This window comes from Brachybacterium sp. NBEC-018, assembly GCF_024860185.1.
GTDB classification, from domain to species: Bacteria; Actinomycetota; Actinomycetes; order Actinomycetales; family Dermabacteraceae; genus Brachybacterium; species Brachybacterium rhamnosum.
Genome location: NZ_CP100650.1, coordinates 3,265,240 through 3,291,223, shown reverse-complemented (window position 1 = coordinate 3,291,223; position 25,984 = coordinate 3,265,240). Strand labels below are relative to the sequence as shown.

At 73.4% G+C, this 25,984-nt stretch carries 20 protein-coding genes; 17 read left to right on the top strand and 3 right to left on the bottom strand.

Annotated features, from left to right (window positions below):
• The first annotated feature begins 34 nt into the window (after positions 1 to 34).
• From infB to truB, 4 genes are all read left to right on the top strand, one after another.
• Complete coding sequence (gene infB, locus NLU66_RS14925; RefSeq protein ID WP_259360411.1) at positions 35 to 2,941, top strand: translation initiation factor IF-2; 2,907 nt, start codon at positions 35 to 37, stop codon at positions 2,939 to 2,941.
• A gap of 63 nt (positions 2,942 to 3,004) precedes the next feature.
• The gene (locus tag NLU66_RS14920) at positions 3,005 to 4,138 is read left to right on the top strand and encodes a TRM11 family SAM-dependent methyltransferase (RefSeq protein ID WP_259360410.1); all 1,134 of its coding nucleotides are present in this window, start codon (positions 3,005 to 3,007) and stop codon (positions 4,136 to 4,138) included.
• Entirely contained in the window at positions 4,135 to 4,629 is a 495-nt protein-coding gene (gene rbfA / locus NLU66_RS14915) for a 30S ribosome-binding factor RbfA (protein ID WP_259360409.1), read from the top strand. Before NLU66_RS14920 ends, rbfA begins: the two co-directional genes overlap by 4 nt.
• Positions 4,626 to 5,531, top strand: coding sequence for a tRNA pseudouridine(55) synthase TruB (gene truB / locus NLU66_RS14910; protein ID WP_259360408.1), 906 nt, complete (start codon positions 4,626 to 4,628; stop codon positions 5,529 to 5,531). The genes rbfA and truB overlap by 4 nt, the downstream gene beginning before the upstream one ends.
• 120 nt (positions 5,532 to 5,651) lie before the next feature.
• On the opposite strand, the gene NLU66_RS14905 is transcribed toward truB, so the two are convergent.
• Positions 5,652 to 7,223 (bottom strand): L,D-transpeptidase, encoded by a 1,572-nt coding sequence (locus tag NLU66_RS14905; protein ID WP_259360407.1) that lies wholly within the window; start codon positions 7,221 to 7,223, stop codon positions 5,652 to 5,654.
• A gap of 278 nt (positions 7,224 to 7,501) precedes the next feature.
• On the opposite strand from NLU66_RS14905, the gene NLU66_RS14900 reads away from it, so the two are divergent.
• The 6 genes from NLU66_RS14900 (at position 7,502) to NLU66_RS14875 (ending at position 14,160) form a co-directional block, all read left to right on the top strand.
• Positions 7,502 to 8,518, top strand: a complete 1,017-nt coding sequence (locus NLU66_RS14900) for a bifunctional riboflavin kinase/FAD synthetase (RefSeq protein WP_259360406.1) — start codon at positions 7,502 to 7,504, stop codon at positions 8,516 to 8,518.
• Positions 8,519 to 8,668: 150 nt separating this feature from the next.
• Positions 8,669 to 8,938 (top strand): 30S ribosomal protein S15, encoded by a 270-nt coding sequence (gene rpsO, locus NLU66_RS14895; protein WP_137771264.1) that lies wholly within the window; start codon positions 8,669 to 8,671, stop codon positions 8,936 to 8,938.
• A gap of 201 nt (positions 8,939 to 9,139) precedes the next feature.
• The gene (locus tag NLU66_RS14890; protein ID WP_259360405.1) at positions 9,140 to 11,386 is read left to right on the top strand and encodes a polyribonucleotide nucleotidyltransferase; all 2,247 of its coding nucleotides are present in this window, start codon (positions 9,140 to 9,142) and stop codon (positions 11,384 to 11,386) included.
• Between the two features lie 169 nt (positions 11,387 to 11,555).
• Entirely contained in the window at positions 11,556 to 12,893 is a 1,338-nt protein-coding gene (locus tag NLU66_RS14885) for a M16 family metallopeptidase (protein ID WP_259360404.1), read from the top strand.
• A 50-nt stretch (positions 12,894 to 12,943) separates the two neighbouring features.
• Entirely contained in the window at positions 12,944 to 13,714 is a 771-nt protein-coding gene (dapB, locus tag NLU66_RS14880) for a 4-hydroxy-tetrahydrodipicolinate reductase (protein WP_259360403.1), read from the top strand.
• Between the two features lie 20 nt (positions 13,715 to 13,734).
• On the top strand, positions 13,735 to 14,160 hold the full coding sequence (locus NLU66_RS14875; protein WP_259360402.1) for a hypothetical protein: 426 nt from the start codon (positions 13,735 to 13,737) through the stop codon (positions 14,158 to 14,160).
• Between the two features lie 25 nt (positions 14,161 to 14,185).
• Here NLU66_RS14875 and NLU66_RS14870 read toward each other — a convergent pair whose 3' ends face one another.
• Together NLU66_RS14870 and NLU66_RS14865 are read right to left on the bottom strand one after the other, a co-directional pair.
• The gene (locus tag NLU66_RS14870) at positions 14,186 to 14,500 is read right to left on the bottom strand and encodes an AzlD domain-containing protein (protein WP_259360401.1); all 315 of its coding nucleotides are present in this window, start codon (positions 14,498 to 14,500) and stop codon (positions 14,186 to 14,188) included.
• Positions 14,500 to 15,291 carry an AzlC family ABC transporter permease gene (locus tag NLU66_RS14865; protein ID WP_259360400.1) on the bottom strand — a complete coding sequence of 264 codons (792 nt, stop codon included), beginning with the start codon at positions 15,289 to 15,291 and terminating at the stop codon, positions 14,500 to 14,502. Before NLU66_RS14865 ends, NLU66_RS14870 begins: the two co-directional genes overlap by 1 nt.
• An 82-nt stretch (positions 15,292 to 15,373) precedes the next feature.
• Between NLU66_RS14865 and NLU66_RS14860 the strand changes: the two genes are divergently transcribed.
• From NLU66_RS14860 to NLU66_RS14830, 7 genes are all read left to right on the top strand, one after another.
• Positions 15,374 to 16,117: an HAD family hydrolase gene (locus NLU66_RS14860; RefSeq protein ID WP_259360399.1), complete on the top strand. Its 744-nt coding sequence runs from the start codon at positions 15,374 to 15,376 to the stop codon at positions 16,115 to 16,117.
• 78 nt (positions 16,118 to 16,195) lie between these two features.
• Positions 16,196 to 18,802, top strand: coding sequence for an asparagine synthase-related protein (locus NLU66_RS14855; protein WP_259360398.1), 2,607 nt, complete (start codon positions 16,196 to 16,198; stop codon positions 18,800 to 18,802).
• Between the two features lie 131 nt (positions 18,803 to 18,933).
• Positions 18,934 to 19,872: a 4-hydroxy-tetrahydrodipicolinate synthase gene (gene dapA, locus NLU66_RS14850; RefSeq protein ID WP_259360397.1), complete on the top strand. Its 939-nt coding sequence runs from the start codon at positions 18,934 to 18,936 to the stop codon at positions 19,870 to 19,872.
• The gene (locus NLU66_RS14845) at positions 19,869 to 21,563 is read left to right on the top strand and encodes a ribonuclease J (RefSeq protein ID WP_259360396.1); all 1,695 of its coding nucleotides are present in this window, start codon (positions 19,869 to 19,871) and stop codon (positions 21,561 to 21,563) included. The genes dapA and NLU66_RS14845 overlap by 4 nt, the downstream gene beginning before the upstream one ends.
• Positions 21,564 to 21,777: 214 nt before the next feature.
• On the top strand, positions 21,778 to 24,591 hold the full coding sequence (locus NLU66_RS14840) for a DNA translocase FtsK 4TM domain-containing protein (protein ID WP_416232163.1): 2,814 nt from the start codon (positions 21,778 to 21,780) through the stop codon (positions 24,589 to 24,591).
• Positions 24,592 to 24,652: 61 nt separating this feature from the next.
• Complete coding sequence (gene pgsA / locus NLU66_RS14835) at positions 24,653 to 25,240, top strand: CDP-diacylglycerol--glycerol-3-phosphate 3-phosphatidyltransferase (protein ID WP_259360394.1); 588 nt, start codon at positions 24,653 to 24,655, stop codon at positions 25,238 to 25,240.
• 4 nt (positions 25,241 to 25,244) lie between these two features.
• Positions 25,245 to 25,757, top strand: coding sequence for a CinA family protein (locus NLU66_RS14830; RefSeq protein WP_259360393.1), 513 nt, complete (start codon positions 25,245 to 25,247; stop codon positions 25,755 to 25,757).
• Positions 25,758 to 25,984: the final 227 nt, after the last annotated feature.

Genomic DNA, 25,984 nt, shown 5'->3' with positions numbered 1-25,984 from the left:
GCCCTTCTGTCGGCCGGACCGAGACAGGAGAAAAGTGGCTAAGGTCCGCGTCCACGAGCTCGCCAAGGAGCTCGGACAGCCCAGCAAGGTCGTCCTGCAGAAGCTGCAGGACATGGGCGAATTCGTCCGTTCCGCCTCGTCGACCATCGAGGCACCCGTCGCCCGTCGTCTGCGCGGGGAGTTCCCCGCCGGCTCCGGCGACTCCGGCGCGTCGGCCCCGGCGCCGTCCGCCAAGCCCGCCGGTGCCCCCAAGCCCGGCGGCGCCCCCAAGCCCGGCGCCAAGAGCGCCCCGAAGCCGGGTGCCGCCCCGGCGCCCGCCGCCGAGCAGAAGCCCGCCGCCGAGGCCGCCCCGGCCCCGGCCGAGCAGTCGGCCCCCGCCGCCGAGGCCCCTGTCGCGTCGGCCCCCTCCGCCGGTGCCGAGCGCCCCGCCGCGAAGCCCGCCGGCGCCCCGAAGCCGGGCGCCCCGCGCCCCGCGCCGAAGGACGAGCGCCCCGCCGCGAAGGAGGAGCGTCCCTCGGGCGCCCCGAAGCCCGGCGGCGAGCGTCCCGCGCCGCGTCCGGGCGGTGCCCGTCCCGGCAACAACCCGTTCGCCAGCTCGCAGGGCATGCCCCGTCCCGGTCGCAAGCCGGGCGGTGCCGGTGCCGGCGGCCGCGGCCCTCGCGAGGGTGGCAGCGCGCGTCCGGGCAACAACCCCTTCGCGAGCTCGCAGGGCATGCCCCGTCCGGGCGGCCCGCGTCCCGCGCAGCGTGACGGCCAGGGTCAGGGCCAGGGCGCGCAGCGTCCCGGCGGTCCCCGTCCGGGCGGTCCCCGCCCCGCCGGCGCGCGTCCGGGCATGCCCACGCCCGGCGTCATGAACCAGCACGCCCACGGCGGTCTCCAGGACGCCGCGAAGGGCGCCGACGGTCGCGGCCCCCGCGGCGCACGTCCCGGCGGCGGCCCCGGTGCCCGTCCCGGCGGCGGTCCCGGCGGCGGTGGCGGCGGTCCCCGCGGCGGCCGCGGCGGTCGCGGCAGCACCCAGGGCGCCTTCGGGCGCGGCGGCAAGCCCGCCCGCTCGCGCAAGTCGAAGCGCGCGAAGCGCCAGGAATGGGAGCAGCAGCAGGCTCCCGCCCCGGGCGGCGTCTCGCTGCCCCGCGGCAACGGCGCGACCATCCGGCTGCGCCGCGGCGCCTCGCTGTCCGATTTCGCGGACCGCATCGACGTCAACCCCGCATCGCTGATCACCGTGCTCTTCGCGATGGGCGAGATGGCCACGGCCACCCAGTCCCTCGACGAGGACACCTTCGGCCTGCTGGGCGAGGAGCTCGGCTACAAGATCGAGATCGTCTCCCCGGAGGACGAGGAGCGCGAGCTGCTCGAGCAGTTCGACATCGATCTCGACGCGGAGCTCGCGGACGAGGACGACGAGGACCGCCTCCCGCGGCCCCCGGTCGTCACCGTCATGGGCCACGTCGACCACGGCAAGACCCGACTGCTGGACACGATCCGGTCCTCGAAGGTGGCCGCGGGCGAGGCCGGCGGCATCACCCAGCACATCGGTGCGTACCAGGTCGCGGTCGAGCACGAGGGCGCCGAGCGCGCGATCACGTTCATCGACACCCCGGGCCACGAGGCGTTCACCGCCATGCGTGCCCGCGGTGCCGAGGTCACCGACATCGCGATCCTCGTGGTCGCCGCGGATGACGGCGTGATGCCCCAGACCATCGAGGCGCTCAACCACGCCCAGGCGGCGAACGTGCCGATCGTGGTCGCGGTCAACAAGATCGACAAGCCGGACTCCAACCCGGACAAGATCCGCCAGCAGCTGACCGAGTACAACCTGATCGCCGAGGAGTACGGCGGCGACACGATGTTCGTCGACGTCTCCGCTCGCGAGAACCTCAACATCGACAAGCTGCTCGAGGCCGTCCTGCTCACCGCGGACGCGTCCCTCGACCTGCGGGCGAACCCCGACAAGGACGCCCGCGGCGTGTCGATCGAGGCGAACCTGGACCGCGGTCGCGGCCCGGTCGCGACGGTGCTGGTGCGGCAGGGCACCCTGCGCGTGGGCGATGCGATCGTCTGCGGCATCGGCCACGGCCGTGTGCGCGCAATGCTCGACGAGGACGGCACCCCGGTCGAGGAGGCGGGTCCGTCCCGTCCCGTCCAGGTGCTCGGTCTGACCTCGGTCCCCGGCGCCGGTGACAACTTCCTGGTCGCGGCCGACGAGCGCACCGCTCGCCAGATCGCCGAGAAGCGTGAGGCGGCCAAGCGCGCCGCGTCGCTGTCCAAGGTGCGCAAGCGCATCAGCCTCGAGGACATCACGCAGCACATGGCCGACGGCAAGATCGAGACCCTCAACCTCATCCTCAAGGGTGACGCCGCGGGTGCGGTCGAGGCGCTCGAGGAGTCGCTGCTGGGCATCGACGTGGGCGAGGAGGTGCAGCTGCGCATCATCGATCGCGGCGTCGGCGCCATCACGATGAACAACATCAACCTGGCCGTCGCCTCGGATGCCGTCATCATCGGCTACAACGTGCGCGCCGAGGGCCAGAACGCGGAGTACGCCGACCGCGAGGGCGTGGAGATCAAGTACTACTCGGTCATCTACAACGCCATCGACGAGATCGAGCAGGCCCTCAAGGGCATGCTCAAGCCGGAGTACGAGGAGGTCGAGCTCGGCTCGGCGGAGATCCGCGAGATCTTCCGCTCCTCGAAGTTCGGCAACATCGCCGGCTCGATCGTCCGCAGCGGCATCATCCGCCGCGGCGCGAAGGCCCGCATCACCCGCGGTGGTGTGGTCGTCTCGGAGAACATCGAGATCGCCGGTCTGCGTCGTTTCAAGGACGACGTCACCGAGGTGCGCGACGGGTACGAGTGCGGTATCAACCTGGGCTCGTACAACGATCTGCAGCTCGAGGACGTCATCACGACCTACGAGATGCAGGAGAAGCCCCGCAGCTGATCGCCGAGGGTCCGGGTGCCGCATCTGCGGCACCCGGACCTCCCGATCAGGAGGTGACCCGAGATGACCCGATCCCTCCTGGCGCTGCGCGCCCCCTCCGCGAACCGCGTCTACACCTCCGCCGCCGGGCCCCTCGTGCTCGCCGAGGCCCGCTGGGTCCTCGGTGCGCACCTGGGGTCCGGCGTCGCCGTGAGCGAGCGCCCGGTGGGCGGGATCCCCGCCCTCGAGGTGTCCCTGCCCGGCGGTGATCCGGACGCCGAGTGCGCGCTCCCCGCCCTGCTCTCCACGCTCTCCGCGACCTACGGGCTGTTCGAGCTCGTGGGGGATGGCGCGGAGGTTGCGGAGGAGCCGCTGCTCCGGCCGCTCGCGGTGCCCTCGACCCTGCGCCACGGGGACGACCTCGAGACCATCCTGAAGTACCCCGGCAAGACCAACGAGCAGTTCACCGCCCTGCTCGTGAACCTCGCCGCCGCGCTCTCCACGCGTCGCGCCGGACTGCGCGACGGCAGCCTGCGGCTGCTCGACCCGATGGCCGGTCGCGGCACCACCCTGAACCGTGCGCTGCGGCTCGGGCTCAGCCCCGTCGGCGCGGAGATCGACCGCAAGGACGTCGACGCCTACCGGGCGTTCCTCTCCACCTACCTGCGCACCCACCGCTACAAGCACACGGTCGCCGCGAGCCGGCTCAGCGTGCGCGGCGAGCAGCTCGGCACCCGCGTGGACGTCGAGCTCGCGGAGGACAAGCGCGTCCAGCGCGAGACCGGCGGCCAGCGCCTCACCCTGCTGGGCTGCGACACCCGCCGCCTCGGCGAGCTGCTGCCGGACGCCTCGGTCGACGCCCTCGTCGCCGATCTGCCCTACGGCGTCCAGCACGGCTCCCGCTCCGCCGGCGGCTGGGACCGCTCCCCGCTCACCGTGCTCGAGGAGGTGGCCCCGCGCTGGCGCGCCCTGCTGCGCGACGGCGCCGGGGTGGCGCTCGCGGTGAACCGGCATACGCTGGACCACGCCGGCGCCTCCCGCGCGCTCGAGGCGGCCGGCCTGCGCCTGATCAGCCACGACGGAGCGTTCCGCCACCGCGTGGACCAGTCCATCGACCGCGACGTCCTGCTCGCGGTGCCCACGACCCACCCGCGGCTCGAGGAGCTCACCGCCCTCGGCGCCGCGACGGATACCCGTCCCCAGGAGGACCCCTCATGACCGAGAACCCCCGCGTGCGGCGCCTCGCCCACCGCATCCAGCAGATCGTCGCCACCCAGCTCGACACGAAGGTCAAGGACCCGCGCCTGGGGACCGTGACCGTCACCGACGTCCGCGTGACCGGGGACCTCCAGCACGCGACGGTCTTCTACACCGTGTACGGGACCGACGAGGAGCGCGAGGGCACCGCCGCCGCCCTCGAGAGCGCGAAGGGCATGCTGCGCCGCGAGGTGGGTCGCGAGACCGGGGTGCGCCTCACCCCGACCCTCGAGTTCATCCTCGACGCGATCCCGGAGAACGCCCGCTCCATCGAGGACCTCCTCGTGACCGCCCGCACCCGGGACGAGGACCTCGCCCGCACGAAGGAGGGCGCCGCCTTCGCCGGCGAGGAGGACCCCTACCGGGTCCCCCGTGAGGACGTCGACGACGACCTCGAGGACGAGGGCACCGACGCCGACGCCGACGACGTGCGCGGGGGCACCACCGCGTGAGCGGTCCCCACGGCATCCTCCTGGTCGACAAGGCACCGGACCGCACGAGCCATGACGTCGTGGCGCGCGTCCGCTGGCTGCTCGGCACGAAGAAGGTCGGCCACGCCGGCACGCTCGACCCGATGGCCACGGGCGTGCTCGTGCTCGGCGTCGGCCAGGGCACCCGCCTGCTGACCTACCTCGTGGGGCTGGACAAGACCTACACCGCGACGATCCGGCTGGGCCGCGCGACGACCACCGACGACCGCGAGGGCGAGGAGATCGGCGAGGTCGTCCCCGCCGCCCACCTCACCGAGGCCCAGGTCGAGGCGGCGCTGGTCCCGCTGCGCGGGGAGATCCAGCAGGTGCCCTCGACCGTCTCCGCGATCAAGGTCGACGGGAAGCGCGCCTATGCCCGCGCCCGCGCGGGGGAGGATGTGCAGCTCGCCGCGCGCGGCGTCCGCATCTCCCGCTTCGAGGTGCTCGGGCGGCGTGAGGACGGCCCGCACCTCGACCTCGACGTCGTGGTCAGCTGCTCCTCGGGCACGTACGTGCGCGCCCTCGCCCGGGACCTCGGCGCCGCCCTCGGCGTCGGCGGTCACCTCACGGCGCTGCGGCGCACCGCGGTCGGGCCCTTCGGTGTGGACGAGGGCCTGCACGTCCCCGCCCGCGGCGAGGGCGACGACGTGGAGCTCCCGCTGCGGGGGCTCGGGGCGGTCGCCGGGGCGGTCCTCCCGACGATCACGGTCGACGAGGCGGGCGCGTCGGACCTCGCCGTCGGCCGTCCGCTCCCCGGGGCGGAGGGCAGCTCCGAGCAGCCCGTCGCGGCCCTCGACGCCGACGGCGCCCTGTGCGCCGTGGTCCGAGCCGAGAAGGGCAGCTGGAAGCCGCTTCTCGTCGTCCCCCTCGACGCCCGGAGCTGAGCGGCGCCCGGCGCCGGAGCCACCGTCGCCCGCGTCCGCCCCGTCCCGCACCCTCCGCACGCACAGCGCCCCCGCCCGGATCACCGGACGGGGGCGCTGCGCATGCGGGGGAGGGGATGGTCAGCGATGGACCTCGACCCGGGTGCCCATGCCGCCCCAGTCGTAGAGCCACTTCGCGTCGGAGACCGGCAGGTTGATGCAGCCGTGCGAGCCGGAGTAGCCGAAGGACGAGCGCCAGGGCGCGCCGTGGAAGGCGTAGCCGCCGTGGAAGTACTGCACCCAGGGGACGTCCTCGGTGTAGTAGTACTTCTCGTGGCCCACCGGGTAGCGGGAGGCGTTGGTCATGTCCTGCTTCTCGTAGGTCAGGTAGACCTCGAACGAGCCCTCGACGGTCTCGTAGCCGGACTTGCCGTCGACCATCGAGCGCGGGCCCCACACGGGGGTGTCGCCGACGTAGGCGGTCACGGTCTTGTCGGCGAGGTTCACGTCGATCCACTTCTCGCCGGTCGGCGTCGCGTTCTCCTCCTCCTTCTCCTCGGAGTCCTCGGAGGTGGCCTTCTCCTTGTCGTCCTTGGCCTTGTCCGCGTCCTTCTCGTCGTCGGTCGCGGCGTCCTCGTCCTCGTCCTCGTCGGCGGGGGCGTCGACCTTCTGGATCTCGGCGGCGACGGACTTCGTCTCGAAGGTGCCCTCGAAGGGGCTCGTGCCCTGGAGGGAGGAGATGAGCTGGTCCGCGACGGCGTCGGTGTTGGTGATCTCGACGCCGTCCTGCTTCTCCGCGACGACCTTCACGGTCTTGCCGGACTCGTCGACCTGCTCGATGCCGTCCTTCTTCTCCTTGGTCCGCTTCTCGGCGCGCTCGGCGACCCAGTCGCGCACGGCGTCCTCGTCGACGGAGACCTCGAGGGCGGATCCGGCCTCGTCGGCGGCGACGGAGAGCCAGCTGCTCCGGCGCTCCTTCGAGATCTCGAGGACCTCGCCGTCGGCGTCCTTGATGACCATCGACTGGTCCAGGAGCGAGGCGATCTCGCCGACCGTCTTCTCCGCCTCGTCGGTGGTGATCGCGGGGGCGATCTCCTCGATGGGCTGCTCGACGGTGAAGGACTCGAGGGAGGCGGCCTTCTCGGTGACGGTGTCGACGAGGGCCGTCGGGTCGACTCCCTGGCCGGCGGTGCCGGGCACCGCGTTCCAGGTGCCGGCGTCCGCGTCGTACTCGACCTTCGCGTCGACGGGCTGGGTGCGGTCCGCGGGGACGAGCCCCTTCGCGACCTCGGCGGCCTTCTTCTGGTCGACGTCCACGACCGGCTGCACGGCGTGCTCGCCGGACCAGGTCGAGGCGACGACGTCCGGAAGGGCCCGGTCGCGGTCGAGCGCGGCGGCGGCGGTGGCGTCGGCGTCCACGCTCACGCCGAGATCGGCGAGGGCGACGTCCTTGCTGTTCTCGCCGGCGTCGATCGTGACGGTGACGTCGTCGGCCTTCCCCGCCACGAGGGCGGCGATCTCCTCGGCGCTCTTGCCGGAGACGTCCTGGCCGAGCACCGTGGTGCCGGGCAGCGCCTTGCCGTCGAACTGCTTGGCGTACGCCAGCGCGCCGCCCGCGAGGATCACCGCGAGCACCGCGATGATCGCGAGCAGCACGAGGGCCACGCGCCGGCGGCCGTGGCGGCCCGTGGCCGTGTCGGTCACGTTCGTCATGGTCATCGTTCCGTTCCCGGGCGGCGTCGATGCCGCACCACGCGCTCGCGCGGAGGCGACGGGGAGAGTCCCATACCACCCTTTCCGATCCACGATAGCCGAGCCCGGTCCCCCGGGGTCGTGCAGGACTCTCCGATGTTCGTCACAGGGAGGTCACATCGCGGCCGGGCGGCCGCCCGCGGGCCGGGAGCACCGGGGTTACAGTGGCCCACGGCGTCCGGGAGCCCCCGCGCCACCGCCGTGGGCCGCGCGCCCTGCCCGGAAGGATCCGCTGCCCCGTGACCCCCACGCCCATCTGGCACTCCCCGGCGGAGGTGCCCGCGGACCTCGGCCCGACGGCGGTCTCGATCGGCAACTACGACGGCGTCCACCGCGGCCACCGCGCCGTGCTCGACCAGCTCGTGCGCCATGCCGAGGCGCGCGACCTCGCCCCCGTGGCCCTCACCTTCTGGCCCCACCCCCGCCACGTCATGACCGGCGTCGCGGAGCCGCCCCTGCTCACGGGGCACGCCGACCGCGACCGCCTGCTCCTGCTCGCCGGGGTCGCGGGAGTCCTGGACCTCGAGTACACCCTCGAGTTCGCCCAGCACAGCCCCGAGGACTTCGTGCGCACCTTCCTCGTCGAGGGGCTCGGCGCCCGCTGCGTCGTGCTCGGCGAGGACGCCCTCTTCGGCAAGGGGAACTCGGGGACCATCCACACGATGCGCGAGCTCGGCGAGGAGCTCGGCTTCGAGGTCGTCACCGTCGCGGACGTCGGCCCCGAGGGGGAGGGGAGCGGCCGCATCTCCTCCTCCGCGATCCGCGCGGACCTCCTGCGGGGCGACGTCGCCGCCGCCTCGGAGATGCTCGGCCGCCGCCACACGGTGACCGACACGGTCCACCACGGCTTCCAGCGCGGCCGGGAGCTCGGCTTCCCGACCGCCAACCTCGGCCCGCACCCCGCGGGGCTCGTCCCGGCCGACGGCGTCTACGCGGGCCGGCTGACCGTCCTCGAGCAGGATCCCGGCCACGAGGGCTGCCCGCCGCTCGCGGGCGCGCCCGCGACGATCTCGATCGGCACGAACCCGACGTTCACCGTGGACGGGGCGCCCCAGCGTGTCGTCGAGGCCTACGTGCACGGCGACCACTCGCTGGACCTCTACGGGGACACCGTGCGCCTCGAGTTCGTGGACTACCAGCGGCCCACGCTGCGCTTCGAGTCGGTGGACGCGCTCGTGGTGCAGATGCACGAGGACGTCGAGGTGACCCGCCGCACTCTCGAGGTCGACGCCTCCCGGCCGGAGAGCGCCGGCTGATACCCTGGCCATGCCGTGACATCGGCCGCGGAGAGCAGTTCGCACCCCCTCGCAGCACCCCTCGCGGGAGAGCCGCGCGCGGGCAGGACGCTCGCACAGAGAGCCCGGGTCAGCAGGACCCGCGGCGCCGCGCAACGACCAGGGAGAGCTATGGCATTCGACACCGCCACCAAGCAGCAGATCATCGCGGAGTACGGCACCTCGGAGGGTGACACCGGCTCGCCCGAGGTCCAGATCGCGCTGCTCACCCACCGCATCACCTACCTGACCGAGCACCTCAAGTCGCACAAGCACGACCACCACACGCGTCGTGGCCTGATGCTGCTCGTCGGTCAGCGCAAGCGACTCCTGAAGTACCTCCAGGGCGTCGACATCGAGCGGTACCGCGCGCTGATCCAGCGCCTCGGCATCCGCCGCTGATCCTCACCGCCGCTCGCCCTCCGGGGCGGGCGGCGGTTCGATGTGCCCGCCCCTTCGGCGGGCACCGGAACCCCGCCCCCGACCAGGTTCGGTCCTCGGCAGTGACCTGCGGAGCGGATCCCCGCGATCCGATCCCGCGCGTGACTGACGATGGCCGCACCGGCAGGGGCACCACCGAACACAAGGAGATACCTCATGGCCATGGAAGGCCCTGACATCACCGCGACCACCGCGGTCATCGACAACGGCTCGTTCGGCCGTCGCGAGGTGCGCTTCGAGACCGGCCGCCTCGCCCAGCAGGCCGCCGGCGCCGTCGCCGTCTACCTCGACGACGACACGATGGTCTTCTCGGCCACCGCCGTGTCGAACAAGCCCAAGGACCAGTTCGACTTCTTCCCCCTCACCGTCGACGTCGAGGAGCGGATGTACGCCGCGGGCCGCATCCCCGGCTCCTTCTTCCGTCGTGAGGGCCGCCCCGGCACTGACGCGATCCTCGCCGCGCGCCTCACGGACCGCCCGCTGCGCCCCGCCTTCGTCAAGGGCCTGCGCAACGAGGTCCAGGTCGTCCTCACGGTCATGGCCTGCGCCCCCGACGACGCGTACGACGTGGTGGGCATCAACGGCGCCTCCGCCTCCACCCAGATCTCCGGCCTGCCCTTCTCCGGCCCGATCGGCGCCGTGCGCATCGCGCTCATGCCGACCGCCCAGGGCGGCCAGTGGGTCGCGTTCCCGACCTTCGCCCAGCTCGACGAGGCCGTCTTCTCGATGGTCGTCGCCGGTCGCATCGTCGGCGACGACGTCGCGATCATGATGGTCGAGGCCGAGGCCACCGACAACTCCTGGAGCCTCATCAAGGAGCAGGGCGCGATCGCCCCCACCGAGGAGGTCGTGGCCGAGGGCCTCGAGGCCTCCAAGGTCTTCATCCGCAGCCTCTGCGAGGCGCAGATCGAGCTCGCCCGCACCGCCGCCAAGCCGGTCCGCGAGTTCCCCCTCTTCCTGGACTACCAGGAGGACGCCTACGGCATCGTCGAGGGCGCCGTCTCCGAGCGTCTCGCCGCGGTCATGCAGATCGCCGCGAAGACCGAGCGCGAGGAGAAGACCGAGGAGCTGCTCGCCGCGGCCCTCGAGGAGCTCGCCGGCGAGGGCAAGCCGCTCGCCGGCCGCGAGAAGGAGGTCTCCGGCGCGTACCGCGCCCTGACCAAGAAGCTCGTGCGCCAGAAGATCCTCACCGACGGTGTGCGCATCGACGGCCGTGGGCTGCGGGACATCCGCCAGCTCTCCGCCGAGGTCGAGGTGCTCCCGCGCGTGCACGGCTCCGCCCTGTTCCAGCGCGGCGAGACCCAGATCCTGGGCGTCACCACGCTGAACATGCTCAAGATGGAGCAGCAGATCGACTCCCTCGGGCCGGTCGACCGCAAGCGCTACATCCACCACTACAACTTCCCGCCGTACTCCACCGGCGAGACCGGCCGCGTCGGCTCCCCGAAGCGCCGCGAGATCGGCCACGGCATGCTCGCCGAGCGCGCCCTGGTGCCGGTGCTCCCGGGCCGCGAGGAGTTCCCCTACGCGATCCGCCAGGTGTCCGAGGCGCTCGGCTCCAACGGCTCCACCTCGATGGGCTCCGTGTGCGCCTCGACGCTCGCGCTGCTCAACGCCGGTGTGCCGCTCAAGGCCCCCGTCGCCGGCATCGCCATGGGCCTGGTCTCCGACCAGGTCGCGGGCGAGACCAAGTACGCCGCCCTCACCGACATCCTCGGTGCGGAGGATGCCTTCGGCGACATGGACTTCAAGGTCGCCGGCACCTCCGAGTTCGTCACCGCGATCCAGCTGGACACCAAGCTCGACGGCATCCCGGCCTCCGTGCTCGCCGCCGCGCTGTCCCAGGCCCGCGAGGCGCGCCTGCACATCCTCGGCGTCCTCGCCGAGGCGATCGACACCCCGGACGAGATGTCGCCGCACGCCCCGCGCGTGCTCGCCGTCACCATCCCGGTGGACAAGATCGGCGCGGTCATCGGCCCGAAGGGCCAGATGATCAACCAGATCCAGGACGACACGGGCGCGGACATCACGATCGAGGACGACGGCACCGTCTACATCGGCGCGACCGACGGCCCCTCGGCCGAGGCGGCCCGCTCCGCGGTCAACGCCATCGCGAACCCGCAGGTCCCCGAGGTCGGCGAGCGCTACCTCGGCACCGTGGTGCGTGTGGTGGACTTCGGCGCCTTCGTGTCCCTCACCCCGGGCAAGGACGGCCTGCTGCACGTCACCCAGCTGCGCAAGCTGAACGACGGCAAGCGCGTGGACAGCGTCGAGGACGTCGTCAAGGTCGGCCAGAAGATCGAGGTCGAGATCCGCGAGATCGACGCGCGCGGCAAGATCAGCCTCGCCGTGGTCGAGGACGACGCCCCGGAGTCCTCCGAGGCGCCGGCGGAGACCCCCGCCGAGTGATCCCTTCGGGGGAGCGGTGACCCGGAGCGATCCGGCCACCGCCCCTCCGCCGCCGAGGGCGGCACCCCGCACGGGGTGCCGCCCTCGGTGCGTCCGCGGCCGCCCTCGGCGCGTCCGCTGTGAGCGAGGACTCGGACGTGACCCGCTGCGGTCGTGGAACAATCGATCGATGCCTCTCGACCTCGCCTTCGACGACCCCGCGTCCGACGTCCTGCTCGACCCCGCCGCCGGGGTGCGCCGCAGCGTCCTCCCCGGCGGTGTGCGGCTGCTGACCCAGACCGACCGCTCCGTGCGCAGCGCGACCGTGGGCCTCTGGCTGCCCGTCGGCTCCCGCGACGAGCGACCCGAGCACGCCGGCTCCACGCATGTCCTCGAGCACCTGCTGTTCAAGGGCACCTCCCGCCGCAGCGCCCTCGACATCGCCGCCGCCTTCGACGAGGTGGGCGGCGACTCCAACGCCGTCACCGCGAAGGAGCACACCCTCTACTACGGTCGCGTGCGCTCCGCGGACCTCCCCATGGCCGTCGACGTCCTCACCGACATGATCACCTCGAGCCTGCTCGAGGAGGAGGCGCTCGCGACCGAGCGCGAGGTGATCCTCGAGGAGCTCGCGATGGCGGAGGACGACCCGCAGGACGTCGGCTACGAGACCTTCCTCGCCGACGTCCTCGGCCCCGACACCCCGATCGGGCGCCCCGTCGGCGGCACCGCGGAGACCGTCACCGCGCTCGGCATCGAGCAGGTGCGCACCCACTTCCGCGAGCACTACCGCCCCGAGAACCTCGTCGTCACCGCCGTCGGCGACCTCGACCACCACGAGCTCGCCGCATGGATCACCCAGGGTCTGCGCCGCGGCGGCTGGGACCTCGCCGAGGGCGCGCTGCCCCGCCGGCGCCCGCTCCGGGACGCCGTCCTCGCGGGCGGTCCCGCGCTCGGTGCGGGGGAGGTCGCCGCGCTCGCCCCGCATCGCCTGGACCGCCCCGCCGAGCAGAACCACATCTACCTCGGCGGCACCGGGATCAGCGCGGTCGACGAGGACCGCCATGCGCTGTCCGTGCTCATGTCCGTCCTCGGAGGCGGCATGTCCTCGCGGCTCTTCCAGAACATCCGGGAGCAGCGGGGCCTCGCCTACTCCGTCTACTCCTTCAGCGCCGGGTACCGCGACGCGGGCCTGTTCGGCCTGTACGCCGCATGCCGCCCCGCGCGCACCGCGCAGGTGGTCGAGCTGCTCGCGGCCGAGCTCGCCATGATGGGGGAGCGGGGTGTGGACGAGGACGAGATGCGCCGCGCGCTCGGGCAGATCACCGGGTCCTTCGCGCTCGGCCTCGAGGACACGAGCAGCCGCATGGGCCGGCTCGGCACGATCGAGCTCGTGCACGGCCGCTACTCGGGCGTCGACGAGACGCTCGCCCGGATCGGCCGGGTGACCGCGGCGGAGGTCCAGGAGCTCGCCGCCCGTCTCTCCGCCTCGTTCTCCACGCGGGTCGACGTCGGCCCCGCCGCCTGACCCCACCCCGCCCCCTGTCGACCGCCCCGCTTCCGCACGAAGGAGCCCTCATGCCCGGTACCCCCGCCTCCCGTCCCCTCCGCGTCGCCGTCCTCGGCGCCTCCGGCCGCATGGGCTCGGAGGCCTGCCGCGCCGTCGACGGCGCCGAGGACCTCGAGCTCGTCGCCCGGATCGGCCGCGGGGACGACCTCTCCGCCGTCGTCGACGCCGGTGCGCAGGTCGCCGTGGACCTCACGGTCCCCGCCGTGACCGCGCAGAACGTCGACTTCCTCGTCGAGCACGGGATCCACGCGGTCGTCGGCACGACCGGCTGGGACGACGACTCCCGCGACGCCCTGCGTCGCCGCCTCGAGGGGGCGCCCGGGGTGGGCGTGCTCATCGCCCCGAACTTCGCGATCGGCGCGGTCCTCACCGCGCGCTTCGCCGAGATCGCCGCCCGCTACTACGAGAGCGCGGAGATCATCGAGATGCACCACCCGGACAAGCTCGACGCGCCGTCGGGCACCGCGGTGCACACGGCCGCGGCGATCGCCCGCGGCCGCGCCGCCGCGGGACTCGGCCCCGTGCCGGACGCGACCGAGAAGGATCCGCAGGGTGCGCGCGGCGCGGTCGTCGACGGCGTCCACGTGCACGCGGTGCGCCAGCGCGGGCTCGTCGCGCACGAGGTCGTCCAGTTCGGCGGGGTGGGCGAGCAGCTGGTGCTGCGCCACGACTCCTTCGACCGGGTCAGCTTCATGTCCGGGGTGCTGCTGGGCGTCCGCGAGGTCGGGTCGCGGCCCGGTCTCACGGTCGGCCTGGACGGCTACCTGGACCTGGGCTGAGGGCGAGGGGGAGCGCAGCGATGCGTCAGAAGCTGATGGTGGCGGCGCTCGTCCTCATCACCGCCGCGTACGCCTGGGGCCTCGGCTGGATCGCCTGGGGGTTCTGGAGGGCGGGCGGCGGGATCGGGATCGGTCTCGCCCTCGCGGTGCTCGTGCTGCTCGTGCTCACCGTGTGGGTGACCTGGAGGGAGGTGCTGTTCGGCCTCGAGGCCGGGGGCCTCGCGCGGCGCTACGCCGGCACCGCCGTCGAGCACGAGGAGCCGCGTGAGGAGTTCGAGGCCGCGCGCGCCCACCTCGAGTCCGACACCGCCGCGGAGGAGGACTGGCGGGGATGGTTCCGCCTGGCGCTCGCCTACGACGCCCTCCGCGACCGCAAGCAGGCCCGCGCCGCCACCCGCCGCGCGATCCAGCTGGCGCGCGAGGAGCGGGCGGGCGCCCGGTCCTGATCGGACGATCCCCGACCCAGGGGGCTCAGCCGATCCCGACGGCACGGAGCAGGGCGGTGACGGCCGCCGCGCCGATCACCACCGCGAGGAACGGGGCGCGCAGGATCAGCAGCACCACCGCCGCGGCGAGCCCGGCGAGACGCGCGTCGAGCACGATCGCGGTGCCGGAGGTCGCGACCTGCACGGCGACGAGCGCTCCGAGCAGCGCGATCGGCAGCAGGGTCGTGATCCGGGCGATCCGCGGCCGCTCGAGGAGCTCGGGCGGCACCTGGTAGCCGATCCACTTCTGCACGAAGGCGCCGATCGAGGCGGCGATCACGCCGATCCAGAGCATGCTCATCAGGTCCCCTCCTCGAGGTGCTGCTGCTCGGTGCCCCGGGGCCGTGTCCGCACCCGCATCCCGGCGGCGACCGCGACGAGGGCCGCGGCGAGCACGGGCAGCCCGGCGGGCAGCACCGGCGTGGTGAGCAGGGCGACGAAGGCGGCGGCGACGGCGATCGCCACGGCCTCGCGCCGCCGCAGGCGCGGCCACAGCAGCGCGAGGAAGGCCGCGGCCGCCGCCGCGTCCAGCCCCCAGGCCCCGGGATCGGCGATGTGCTGACCGGCGAAGGCCCCCACGAGCGTGAACAGGTTCCAGAACACGTAGACCGCGATGCCCGCGGCCCAGAAGCCCGCGCGGACGCCCGCGGGGGTGCGCCCGGTCGCCGCGGCCGCCGCGGACTCGTCGATCGTCAGCTGCGCCCGGGCGAGGCCCCGCAGCCCGCCGCGGGGGAGGTCACGGGTGAGGACCAGGCCGTAGAGCGTGTTGCGCACGCCGAGCAGGAGCGCGGCGAGCGCGGCCCCGATCGCCGAACCGCCGCCGCCGACGACGCCCACGAAGGCGAACTGGCTGCCGCCCGTGAACATGACCGCCGAGAGCACCATCGCCTGCCACAGGTCCAGACCGGAGGCGGTCGCGAGCGCGCCGAAGGAGAGCCCGTAGAGCCCGGTCGCCACGCCGATCGAGAGCCCGGTGCGGCGCGCCCTCGCGACCTCCGCGGCCTCGTCGGCGACCTCCGGACCGCCCTCGGGACCGGGGCCGCGCGCGGCGTCGCCGGACGCGGGATCGAGCGGGGACGGATCGGGGCGCATGATGCATCCCACTGTACGATCACCTGCACCGATGCGGGCGCGGCGTCCGCGGCCGGGCGCCGCTCCGTGAGACCGTGGAGGCATGATCTCCCCCTCCTCCGCCCCGGGCCCCGCCGCCTCGGAACCGTCCTCCCGGGAGGATGCGCTGCCGCTGGTCTCGGATGCTCTCCTGCTCGACATGGACGGCACCCTCATCGACTCGGGCCCCTCCGTGGAGCGCGCGTGGGGGACCCTGCTGGAGGAGCTCGACGCGCCGCGCCCCTTCGACCACACGATGCACGGGCGTCCGGCGCGGCAGATCCTCGCCGAGCTGCTCCCGGAGCTGGACGCGGAGCAGATCGACGACGCGCACCGCCGCATCGAGGAGCTCGAGATCGCCGACGTCGCCGGGATCGTCACCCTCCCCGGCACCCGCCGCGTGCTCGAGGAGCTCGAGGCCGCCGCGGAGCAGCTCGGCCGGACCACCTGGACGATCGTCACCTCCTGCACGCGCCCGCTGTTCGAGGCGCGCTGGGCGCGCACCGGCCTGCCCGTCCCCGGCCACCTCGTCACGGCCGACCAGGTCACCCGGGGCAAGCCGGATCCGGAGCCGTTCCTGCTCGGCGCCCGCCGGCTCGGCGTCCCGGGGGAGCGGACGATCGTCGTGGAGGACTCCGCCGGTGGCCTCACCGCGGGCCGCGCGGCAGGTGCGCGGACGGTGGCGCTGACCACCACGACCCCGGCGGATTCCCTCTCCCCGCTCGCCGATGCCCTCGTGACCTCCCTCGACGACCTCGAGGTCACCGTCGTCGAGGGCACGCTGCGCCTCGGGCGGCGCGGGGCCTGAGGGTCCGTCGTTGATAAGCTCGAGCGGCCGATCGCGGTGCCTCCGCGCTCCGGTCGTCCCCCACGGAAGGACTCGTCCATGAGCGGAATCTCCGGCAGCCACGGATCCGGCGCCGACCACGACGCGATCGCCGCACGCCTCGGCGCGGCGCTCGCGGCACCTGCCGGGAGAGAGGTCGTCGACCGCTCCGTGCCCGGCGGCGCGCTGACCCTCGTGGGGCCCGGCATCGGCGGCGCGCGGAGCGAGGCGATCGGCCGCGTGCTGCTGGCCGACGGACTCACGGACGCCGCCGCGGCCGCGCTGCTGGACTCGCTGGGCGACGACCTCGCCGGCCTCGACCTCACCGCGATCGAGCAGCCCTTCGCCCTCGCGCTCCACGACGAGGCCACCGGCACGCTCCTGCTCGCGCGCGACGGGCTGGGACGCGCACCGCTGTACTGGTGGACGGACGCCGCACAGAAGCACCTGCTGTTCGCCTCCCGGATCGACGCGCTGCTGGACGCCGGGCCCGTGCCCGCGCGCCCCGACGAGCGCACGATCCACCGCTTCCTCCTCGACGGCGTCGCGGACACCGACGAGCGCACCTTCGTCGAGGGGATCCGCCGCCTGCTGCCGGGGCAGGTGCTGCGTCACGGGCCGGACGGGCTCTCGCTCTCCCAGTCCGCCCCGCTCGCCGAGGAGCTGCAGGGGATCGCCGCCGCCCCGGGCCGACCGCTGGACGATGCGGCCGTCGCCGAGGCGACGAGCCTGCTCGCCGCCTCCGTGCGTCGCGCCGCGACCACCGGGGATGCGATCGCCCTGACCGGGGACCTCGGCTCGCTCGCCGTCGCGGCCGCCGCCCCCGAGGGCGTCCGCGCCGTCGCCGCGACGCGCCCGAGCGGCTCCGTGCCCTCCGCCGTCACCGCGCTGCACGCCGCCCGCGGCCGGGACATGGAGCTGATCACCGCCCGGGACTCCCAGGGCGACCTTCTCGCGGACCTCGACGAGCTCTCGACGGCCCTCGGCGAGCCGGTGCCCTCCGCCCGCTCGCACACCGCCCTCACCCTCGCCCGCTCCGCCCGCGAAGCCGGCGCCGGTGTGCTCGTGGACGGCGTCGGCGCCGAGCAGCTGCTCCCCTCGAGCGCCGCCCACCAGGTGTCCGGCCTGCGCCGGCTCCGCGCCGCTCGACGGATCGGTGACCTCGCCCAGGGCGCCCTCGCCTCCCGCGGCGCGCTCCTCGGCGCCGCCCGGGGCGCCCTCGCCCCGCGAGCCGAGGTGCCCACCGAGGCGCTCCTCGCGAACGCCTTCGTCGCCTCCCACCGCAGCGAGCGGCGCGCCGCTCCCGCGAGCCTCCGCGCGGCCCTCGTCGAGGAGGTGCTGCACGGCGACCTCCCGGTGGCCCTGCGCGCCTCGCGCGCAGCCGCGGACCACGAAGGCCTGCGCAGCGCCTCCCCGCTCGTCGACGCCGGGCTGCTGCGGCTGCTCGCCTCCCTCGACGACGCGTCCCTGCTGCGCGCCGCGCGGGACGGCTCCCTGCTGCGCTCGGTGCTCTCGGGGCTCGCCCCCGGGGCCGATCTCCCCGCCCGGCCCGAGGCCGCCGTCCTGGACGAGCACGCCTGGATCGTCCGCCACGCCGACGACGTGCGCGCGATCCTCGCCTCCGAGTCCTTCGCCGCACGACCCTACGTGGACGCGCGCAGCGTGCTCGCCTTCTTCGAGGATGTCGCCGCCCACCCCGAGCACCACCGCAGCGAGCAGATCTGGCGGCTCCTCTCCCTCGAGCTGTGGCTGCGCGCCGTCATCGACCCGCGCACCGCGGCGGGGACGGAGGAGCAGGCCGCCCACGGGACCGCGGGGGAGGAGCTCGACCCCGACGCGATCGAGGCCGCCAAGGCCGATCACGAGCCGAACCCCGGCAAGCGCCTCGACCTCGTCTCCGAGACCGACGGCCGCACCTGGCGCCGCCTGCCCCTGCAGACGGAGCTCGTCGGCCGCGGCGACGACCTCGACGCGATCGTGCGCGAGCGGGTGGAGCGCTTCGCCGCGTCGGTGCCCGCCGGCACGGTCCCCGAGGGCGCCCCCTGGTACTACGTGATCAGCGAGAAGATCGTCGCGATCACCCAGGGCCGCTCCTGGTACACCTGGGAGATCCACCCGCGCCCCTCGGCGAAGGTGCTCAGCCGCTTCGTGACGCGCACCCCGGCCGGCATCGGCCTCGGGGACCCGACCACGATGGAGCTCGCGATCCGCGAGGTCGGTCTCCCGCGGGTGCTCATGGCCTCCGCGGCGGGCGCCGCCGGCAAGCTGCTGCGCCGCCGCGGCGTGTTCTACGAGGTCGTCGGTGACAACGTGCGGGCCATCGACGGCCCCACGCCGTACTCCGCCTTCCCCTCGAACGTCTCCGCGAAGCTCCCGCCGAAGGACCCCGACGTGGTCGCGGCGCGGCTCTCCGCGGCGATCCGGGCCGCGGACATCCCCGCGTCCCTGCGCGAGAGCTTCCGCGGCACGGTCGTGATGGACGCCAACGACATCGGCCGCAACGTGCTGGGCAGCGACGTGTCCACGCCGAAGGCGGACCTCGAGGCGACCTTCGCGGACAACCCGCTGGGCCAGGGCCGACAGCGCACCCCGATGGCGATCCTCGTGGACCGGGGAGTGCAGCCCGGCGATGGGACCGCGCCCGCTCCCGCCGCGCCGAGGGGCTGAGCGCCCGCCGCTGGACTAGGCTCGGGCAGGAGCGCCCGCGCCGCACCGATCGATCCCCGCGCCGGCCGCACGCCCGGCGCCCACCGCCACCTCTGACCGGCCCTGCCGGCCGCCCCTCCCGGGAGGAGACCATGACCACCTCCGACACGCGCCCCGCCCGCCCCTTCGGCGCCGTGGGCACCGCGATGGTGACCCCCTTCAGCGCGGACGGCCGCGCCCTGGACCTCGACGCCGCGTCCGCCCTCGCCGCGCACCTCGTCGAGCACGGCCACGACCAGATCGTCGTCTCCGGCACCACGGGCGAGTCGCCGACCGTCTCCGACCAGGAGAAGATCGAGCTGGCGAAGGCCGTCCGCGCGGCCGTTGGCCCGGAGGTCAGCATCGTCGCCGGGGTCGGCAGCAACGACACCGTCCACTCGATCGAGCTCGCCCGCGCCCATGCGGACCTCGGCCTCGACGGGCTGCTCGTGGTCTCCCCGTACTACTCCAAGCCCTCCCAGGCCGGCATCCTCGCGCACGTGCGCGCCGTCGCGGACGCGACGGACCTGCCGGTCATGCTGTACGACATCCCCGGTCGCACCGGGGTCCCCTTCTCCCGCGACACCCTCCTCGCCCTCGGCGAGCACGAGCGGATCGTCGCGGTCAAGGACGCCAAGGGCGATCTGCTCGAGGCGTCCCTGGTGATGGCGCAGACCGGCCTCGCCTACTACTCGGGCGAGGACGCGCTGAACCTCCCGTGGCTCGCCATCGGCGCCGCGGGCATCGTCTCCGTCGTCGGCCAGGTGGCCGGTGACCTCGAGCGGGCGATGATCGACGCCGTGGACCGCGGCGACCTCGTCGCGGCCCGGGCGGCGAGCACGTCCCTCGCCCCGCTGGTCGAGGCGATCATGACCCGCATGCCGGGCGTCGTCGCCGCGAAGCATGCCCTGCACCTGCAGGGCGTCCTGCCCCATGCCGCGCTGCGCGGCCCCCATGTCCCCGCCGACGACGACCAGGTGCGCGCCCTGGCCGCTGCCCTCGACGCCGCCGTCGGCATCCCCCCACTGGATCCCTCTCGGAGGCCCGAATGAGCACTGCCTACTCCCACCGGCTGAACCAGCCGCCCAAGCTGAAGAAGGACACCATGCGGGTCATCCCGCTCGGTGGCCTGGGCGACGTCGGCCGCAACATGACCGTCTTCGAGTACCAGGGGCGTCTGCTCGTGGTCGACTGCGGCGTCCTCTTCCCCGAGGACGCCCAGCCCGGCGTGGACCTGATCCTCCCGGACTTCGACGTCATCTCCGACCGTCTCGACGACATCGCCGCGATCATCCTCACCCACGGGCACGAGGACCACATCGGCGCGGTGCCCTACCTCCTGCGCCAGAAGCCGGACATCCCCCTCGTGGGCAGCCAGCTCACGCTCGCCTTCATCGAGGCGAAGCTCAAGGAGCACCGCATCACGCCCTACACCTTCGCGGTGAAGGAGGGGCAGAAGGAGTCCTTCGGACCCTTCGACTGCGAGTTCGTGGCCGTGAACCACTCGATCCCGGACGCGCTCGCGGTGCACATCGCGACCGGCGCCGGCACCGTGCTCCATACGGGCGACTTCAAGATGGACCAGCTGCCGCTCGACGGCCGCATCACCGACCTGCGCGCCTTCGCGCGGCTCGGCGAGGCCGGGGTGGACCTGTTCATGACGGACTCCACGAACGCGGAGGTCCCCGGGTTCACGCTCGGCGAGCAGGAGATCGGCCCGGTCCTGAACCAGATCTTCGGGCGCGCGCGGCAGAAGATCGTCGTCGCCTCCTTCTCGAGCCACGTCCACCGTGTGCAGCAGGTGCTCGACGCCGCCGCCGCGCACGGCCGCAAGGTCGCCTTCGTGGGCCGCTCGATGGTGCGCAACATGGGCATCGCCGCGGACATGGGCTACCTCGACGTCCCGGACAACACGCTGGTGGACGTCCGCAAGATCGACAACCTGCCCGACGACAAGGTCGTGCTCATGTGCACCGGCTCCCAGGGCGAGCCGATGGCGGCGCTCGGCCGGATCGCGAACCGCGACCACCGCGTGAGCGTGGGCCCGGGCGACGTCGTCGTCCTCGCCTCCTCGCTCATCCCGGGCAACGAGAACGCGGTCTTCCGCATCATCAACGGCCTCATGGCGCTCGGTGCCGAGGTCGTGCACAAGAGCAACGCGAAGGTCCACACCTCGGGCCACGCGAGCGCGGGCGAGCTGCTGTACTGCTACAACATCGTGCGACCGAAGAACGTCATGCCGGTCCACGGCGAGGTGCGCCACCTCATCGCGAACGGGCGGATCGCCGAGTCGACGGGCGTCGCCCCCGAGCGCGTGATCCTCGCGAAGGACGGCCACGTCGTCGACCTCAAGGACGGCGTCGCGAAGGTCGTGGGCGAGGTGCCCAACGGCTACGTCTACGTCGACGGGTCGAGCGTGGGCGAGATCTCCGAGGCCGATCTCAAGGATCGCCGCATCCTCGGCGACGAGGGCTTCATCTCCCTGTTCGCGGTCGTCAACTCCGAGACGGGCGCGCTCATCGCGGGCCCGGAGATCCATGCGCGCGGCGTGGCGGAGGACGACGAGGTCTTCGAGCGGATCCGCCCGGAGATCGTCAAGGCTCTCGAGCAGGCCGTCGCGGACCAGACCAACCGTCGCGACACGCATCAGCTGCAGCAGGTCATGCGCCGCGTCGTGGGGCGCTACGTCTCCCAGCGCCTGCGCCGCAAGCCGATGATCATCCCGATCGTCGTCGAAGCGTAAGAGGTCGACGGGTCCGCTCTCCTGCGGGCCCGTCGGTGATGTCACCGCCCCGCCCTCCCGGGTCCCGGGAGGGCGGGGCGGTAGTCTGTGGGGCATGGCGACACGTACGTCTTCCCCCGCACGTGCGTCGAAAGGCTCCTCGCGGACCGCATCCGCCGGCACGTCCCGGACGTCCGGCGCCGCGGCCTCCGACCCCTCGACGCTTCCCCTGCCGGTGCGCGCAGTGCGCTCCGGCTACCTCGGCACGGCCCGGATGGTCGGCGGCGTGGTCCGCTCGATCGGCGTGGCCCGCTGGGAGGTGCCCCCGGAGCTCCGCCGTGACGGCTACGCCCTGGTGCTCCTGCTCATCGCGGTGCTCGTCGCCGTCGTCGAGTGGTGGAGCGCCGAGGGCCCCGTCCTCGGCGCGGTCCACACGGTCGTCGCGGGCACCTTCGGCATCGCCTCGATGGTGATCCCGCTGCTGGCGCTCGGCTGGTCGCTGCGCATGTTCCGCCGCCCGGACCACGTCCGGGCGAACACGCGCATCGTGCTCGGCGTCGCCCTGCTGCTCACGGCGATCGCCGCGATCTCCGCGGTCTCGGCGCGGCTGCCCGCCCCGGCGGACGGCGTCGACGCCCTCGCCCGCGGCGGCGGCGTGCTCGGCTACCTGGCCGCGGCGCCGCTCATCGCGCTGCTGCCGCCGGTCGCGGTCGTCGTCCTGTACTCCGTGCTCATCTTCTTCGGCGTGCTCGTCCTCACGGCGACCCCGGTCGAGGCGATCCCCTCCCGCCTGCGAGGCGTCTACGACGTGCTCGTCGGCCGCAGCGCCGAGGAGGACGAGGAGCGCGCCGCCTTCGGCCTGCGTCCCCGCCGCGTCGATCCGGAGGTGCACGAGCAGCCCACGACCGCGCAGGCCGCGGGCCGCACGCGCCGCCGCTCCCGCAAGGAGAAGGACGCCGACGAGCAGGCGCGGATCGAGGCCGAGCGCGACCACGACGGCTTCGGCTATGCGGGTGACGAGGCCTTCGAGCAGGGCGTCGCCGAGGAGAAGGCCGCCGCCGGCAGCAGGCGCAAGCGGCGCGGGGGCAAGGCCCCGAAGGACTCCACCGAGGTCTTCGACGTGGTCGAGGAGGAGAACCAGCGCACGAAGTCGTTCCCGAGCGGCGGCGCCGACGACGGTGCCTCCCCGGCCGGGCAGTCCGGTCGCAAGGTCCCCACGAGCGCTGCGGAGAAGGTCGCCGCCGCGGCCGCCGCGCCGGTCGCCCCGGCGCGCTCGTCCACGGCGGAGGCGGCCCCGGAGCCTCAGGAGCCCGACCTCGTCCACCCGCCGATGGGCGATCTGCCCCGGGCGGGGGAGCAGCTCGAGCTCGCCGGCGACATCGTCTACACGCTCCCGGAGTCGACCTTCCTGCTCGAGGGTCCGCCCCACAAGACGCGCTCCGAGGCGAACGACCACGTCGTCGCCGCGCTCGGCGAGGTCTTCGAGCAGTTCAACGTCAACGCCGAGGTCGTGGGCTTCACCCGCGGGCCGACGGTCACGCGCTACGAGGTGGAGCTCGCCCCGGGCACCAAGGTCGAGAAGGTCACGGCCCTCGACAAGAACATCTCCTACGCCGTCGCGAGCGCCGACGTCCGCATCCTCTCGCCGATCCCCGGAAAGAAGGCCATCGGCATCGAGATCCCCAACGCGGACCGCGAGACGGTCGCGCTCGGCGACGTGCTGCGCAGCCAGGTAGCCCACCGCAACGAGCACCCGCTCGTGATGGGCGTCGGCAAGGACGTCGAGGGCGGCTACGTGGTCGCGAACCTCGCGAAGATGCCCCACCTGCTCGTCGCGGGCGCCACCGGCGCCGGCAAGTCGAGCTTCGTGAACTCCATGATCACCTCGATCCTCATGCGCGCCACGCCGGAGGAGGTCCGCATGGTGCTCGTGGACCCCAAGCGCGTGGAGCTCACGATCTACGAGGGCATCCCGCACCTCATCACCCCGATCATCACGAACCCCAAGAAGGCCGCGGAAGCCCTCGAGTGGGTCGTGCGGGAGATGGACGCACGCTACGACGACCTCGCGGCGTTCGGGTACAAGCACATCGACGACTTCAACAAGGCCGTCCGCTCCGGGGAGCTCACCGTGCCCCCGGGCAGCGAGCGCAAGATCGCGCCGTACCCGTACCTGCTGGTCGTGGTCGACGAGCTCGCGGACCTCATGATGGTCGCCCCGCGGGACGTCGAGGCGTCGATCCAGCGGATCACGCAGCTCGCGCGCGCGGCCGGCATCCATCTGATCCTCGCGACCCAGCGCCCGTCGGTGGACGTCGTCACCGGCATCATCAAGGCGAACGTGCCCAGCCGCCTCGCCTTCGCGACCTCGTCCCTGCAGGACTCCCGCGTCATCCTGGACTCCCCGGGCGCGGAGAAGCTCATCGGCCAGGGCGACGCCCTGTTCCATCCGATGGGCAAGTCCAAGCCGATGCGCGTCCAGGGCGCGTGGGTCAACGAGTCGGAGATCCACAAGGTCGTCGACCACGTCAAGAACCAGATGAAGCCGACGTACCGCGAGGACGTGGTCGTCGCGACGACCAAGAAGAAGGTCGACGACGACATCGGCGACGATCTCGAGGTGCTGCTGCAGGCGGCGGAGCTCGTGGTCACCACGCAGTTCGGCTCGACCTCCATGCTGCAGCGCAAGATGCGCGTGGGCTTCGCGAAGGCCGGCCGGCTCATGGACCTGCTCGAGTCCCGCGAGATCGTGGGCCCCTCGGAGGGCTCCAAGGCGCGTGACGTGCTCGTGCACCCGGACGACCTCGCCGGTGCGCTCGCCCGCATCCGCGGCGAGGACGAGCCCTCCGCGGCCGGCCAGGGCTCCGAGCCCTACGACGACGGCGCCGCCGAGGTCGGGACCGAGGAGCCGGGTCACCCCGGCGCGGGCGGTGCGGACCGCTACGGCTCGGACCCGCTCTCCCACGAGGACGCGGACGTCGCGACCGACTACTACGACGACGCGGACGATTCCGAGACCGAGGACGCCTGGCAGCTGACCGGCCGCTGAGCATCCTCCCGCCCCTCCTGCCCGACCCCACCCGCCCGCACCCCGACCTCCCGGAGCAGCCATGACCACCCCCGCCGCGCCCGTCCCGCTGTGGAACATCGCCAACATCCTCACGATGGTGCGGTGCGTGATGGTGCCCGTCTTCGTCGTGGTCGCCGCGCTCTACCCCGAGTCGGTGGGCGGCCGCTCGCTCGCGGCGGCGATCTTCGTGGTCGCGATGATCACCGACTTCCTGGACGGGTACCTCGCCCGGAGCCGGAACCTCATCACGGACTTCGGCAAGATCGTGGACCCGATCGCGGACAAGGCGATGACCGGTGCCGCCTTCGTCATGCTCTCGGTCTGGGACTACGTCCCGTGGTGGATGACGATCCTGATCCTGGTGCGCGAGTTCGGCATCACGATCATGCGCTTCACGATCCTGAAGTACGGGGCGCTCCCGGCGAACATGGCGGGCAAGGCGAAGACGATGATGCAGTCCATCGCGATCACCTTCTGCCTGCTGCCCTTCGAGCTGCTGTGGTCGCCCGCCCGCTGGATCGGGCTCGCGCTCGTGACGATCGCCTTCGTGCTGACGATCTGGTCGGGTCTGGTGAACCTCAAGGACGGCCTGCGCCTGCGCCGCGAGGCGCTCGCGAGCGGGGCCTGATCCCATGACGACGCCCCGCACGGACGCCGGGACGGGCCACGGAGCGGACGTCGCCGCGGTCATCGCTGCGGCGCGCGCCCAGGGCGTGCAGCTCGCCACGGCCGAGTCGCTCACCGCGGGGGCGGTCGTCGCCCGGCTGGTGGACGTGCCGGGTGCGAGCGCGGTCGTCGCCGGGGGAGCGGCCACGTACTCCTACGCGGCGAAGTCGCGGGTGCTCGCGGTGGACCCCGCGGAGCTCTCCGCCCGCGGCGCCGTCAGCGCGGAGGTCGCGCGGGAGATGGCGGCGGGAGCGCTCGAGCTCTTCGCCGCTGATCTCGCCGTCGCGACCACCGGTGTGGCCGGACCGGGCGCGGACGAGCGCGGGGTCGAGGCGGGGACCGTGTGGATCGGTCTGGCGCGTCGCGGCTCCGCACCGGTGGCGGAGCTGGTGATGCTCGACGGCGATCGGCCGACGGTGCGCGCCGCGGCGGTGGACGCCGCGATCGCGGCTCTCGCCGGGGCGCTCGGCCTGGGCTGACCGTCCGTCCGGACCCGCCGCGCGCCCGTCCGACCTCAGATCCGGCACGACCGCTCCGCGGGCGCCGATGTCACGATCGTCCACATGCCCGGGTATTCCCAGGGGGCATGGGAGCTCGCCCACTACACTCTGGGGAACACTCGACGGGGCAGCGACGTTGTGGAGATCGTGATGACTTCCATGACACCGATGACCCCGATCGCCCGGACCGCTTCCGCGAAGCCGGC

Excerpts from the sequence above, each read along its gene's own strand:
- NLU66_RS14905 (WP_259360407.1), bottom strand. The coding sequence starts at position 7,223 with ATGACGAACGTGACCGACACGGCCACGGGCCGCCACGGCCGCCGGCGC.
- rpsO (WP_137771264.1), top strand. The coding sequence starts at position 8,669 with ATGGCATTCGACACCGCCACCAAGCAGCAGATCATCGCGGAGTACGGC.
- NLU66_RS14920 (WP_259360410.1), top strand. The coding sequence starts at position 3,005 with ATGACCCGATCCCTCCTGGCGCTGCGCGCCCCCTCCGCGAACCGCGTC.
- NLU66_RS14860 (WP_259360399.1), top strand. The coding sequence starts at position 15,374 with ATGATCTCCCCCTCCTCCGCCCCGGGCCCCGCCGCCTCGGAACCGTCC.
- NLU66_RS14870 (WP_259360401.1), bottom strand. The coding sequence starts at position 14,500 with ATGAGCATGCTCTGGATCGGCGTGATCGCCGCCTCGATCGGCGCCTTC.
- pgsA (WP_259360394.1), top strand. The coding sequence starts at position 24,653 with ATGACCACCCCCGCCGCGCCCGTCCCGCTGTGGAACATCGCCAACATC.
- NLU66_RS14830 (WP_259360393.1), top strand. The coding sequence starts at position 25,245 with ATGACGACGCCCCGCACGGACGCCGGGACGGGCCACGGAGCGGACGTC.
- dapA (WP_259360397.1), top strand. The coding sequence starts at position 18,934 with ATGACCACCTCCGACACGCGCCCCGCCCGCCCCTTCGGCGCCGTGGGC.
- NLU66_RS14865 (WP_259360400.1), bottom strand. The coding sequence starts at position 15,291 with ATGCGCCCCGATCCGTCCCCGCTCGATCCCGCGTCCGGCGACGCCGCG.
- NLU66_RS14845 (WP_259360396.1), top strand. The coding sequence starts at position 19,869 with ATGAGCACTGCCTACTCCCACCGGCTGAACCAGCCGCCCAAGCTGAAG.
- NLU66_RS14890 (WP_259360405.1), top strand. The coding sequence starts at position 9,140 with ATGGAAGGCCCTGACATCACCGCGACCACCGCGGTCATCGACAACGGC.
- NLU66_RS14885 (WP_259360404.1), top strand. The coding sequence starts at position 11,556 with ATGCCTCTCGACCTCGCCTTCGACGACCCCGCGTCCGACGTCCTGCTC.
- NLU66_RS14855 (WP_259360398.1), top strand. The coding sequence starts at position 16,196 with ATGAGCGGAATCTCCGGCAGCCACGGATCCGGCGCCGACCACGACGCG.
- dapB (WP_259360403.1), top strand. The coding sequence starts at position 12,944 with ATGCCCGGTACCCCCGCCTCCCGTCCCCTCCGCGTCGCCGTCCTCGGC.
- NLU66_RS14875 (WP_259360402.1), top strand. The coding sequence starts at position 13,735 with ATGCGTCAGAAGCTGATGGTGGCGGCGCTCGTCCTCATCACCGCCGCG.
- rbfA (WP_259360409.1), top strand. The coding sequence starts at position 4,135 with ATGACCGAGAACCCCCGCGTGCGGCGCCTCGCCCACCGCATCCAGCAG.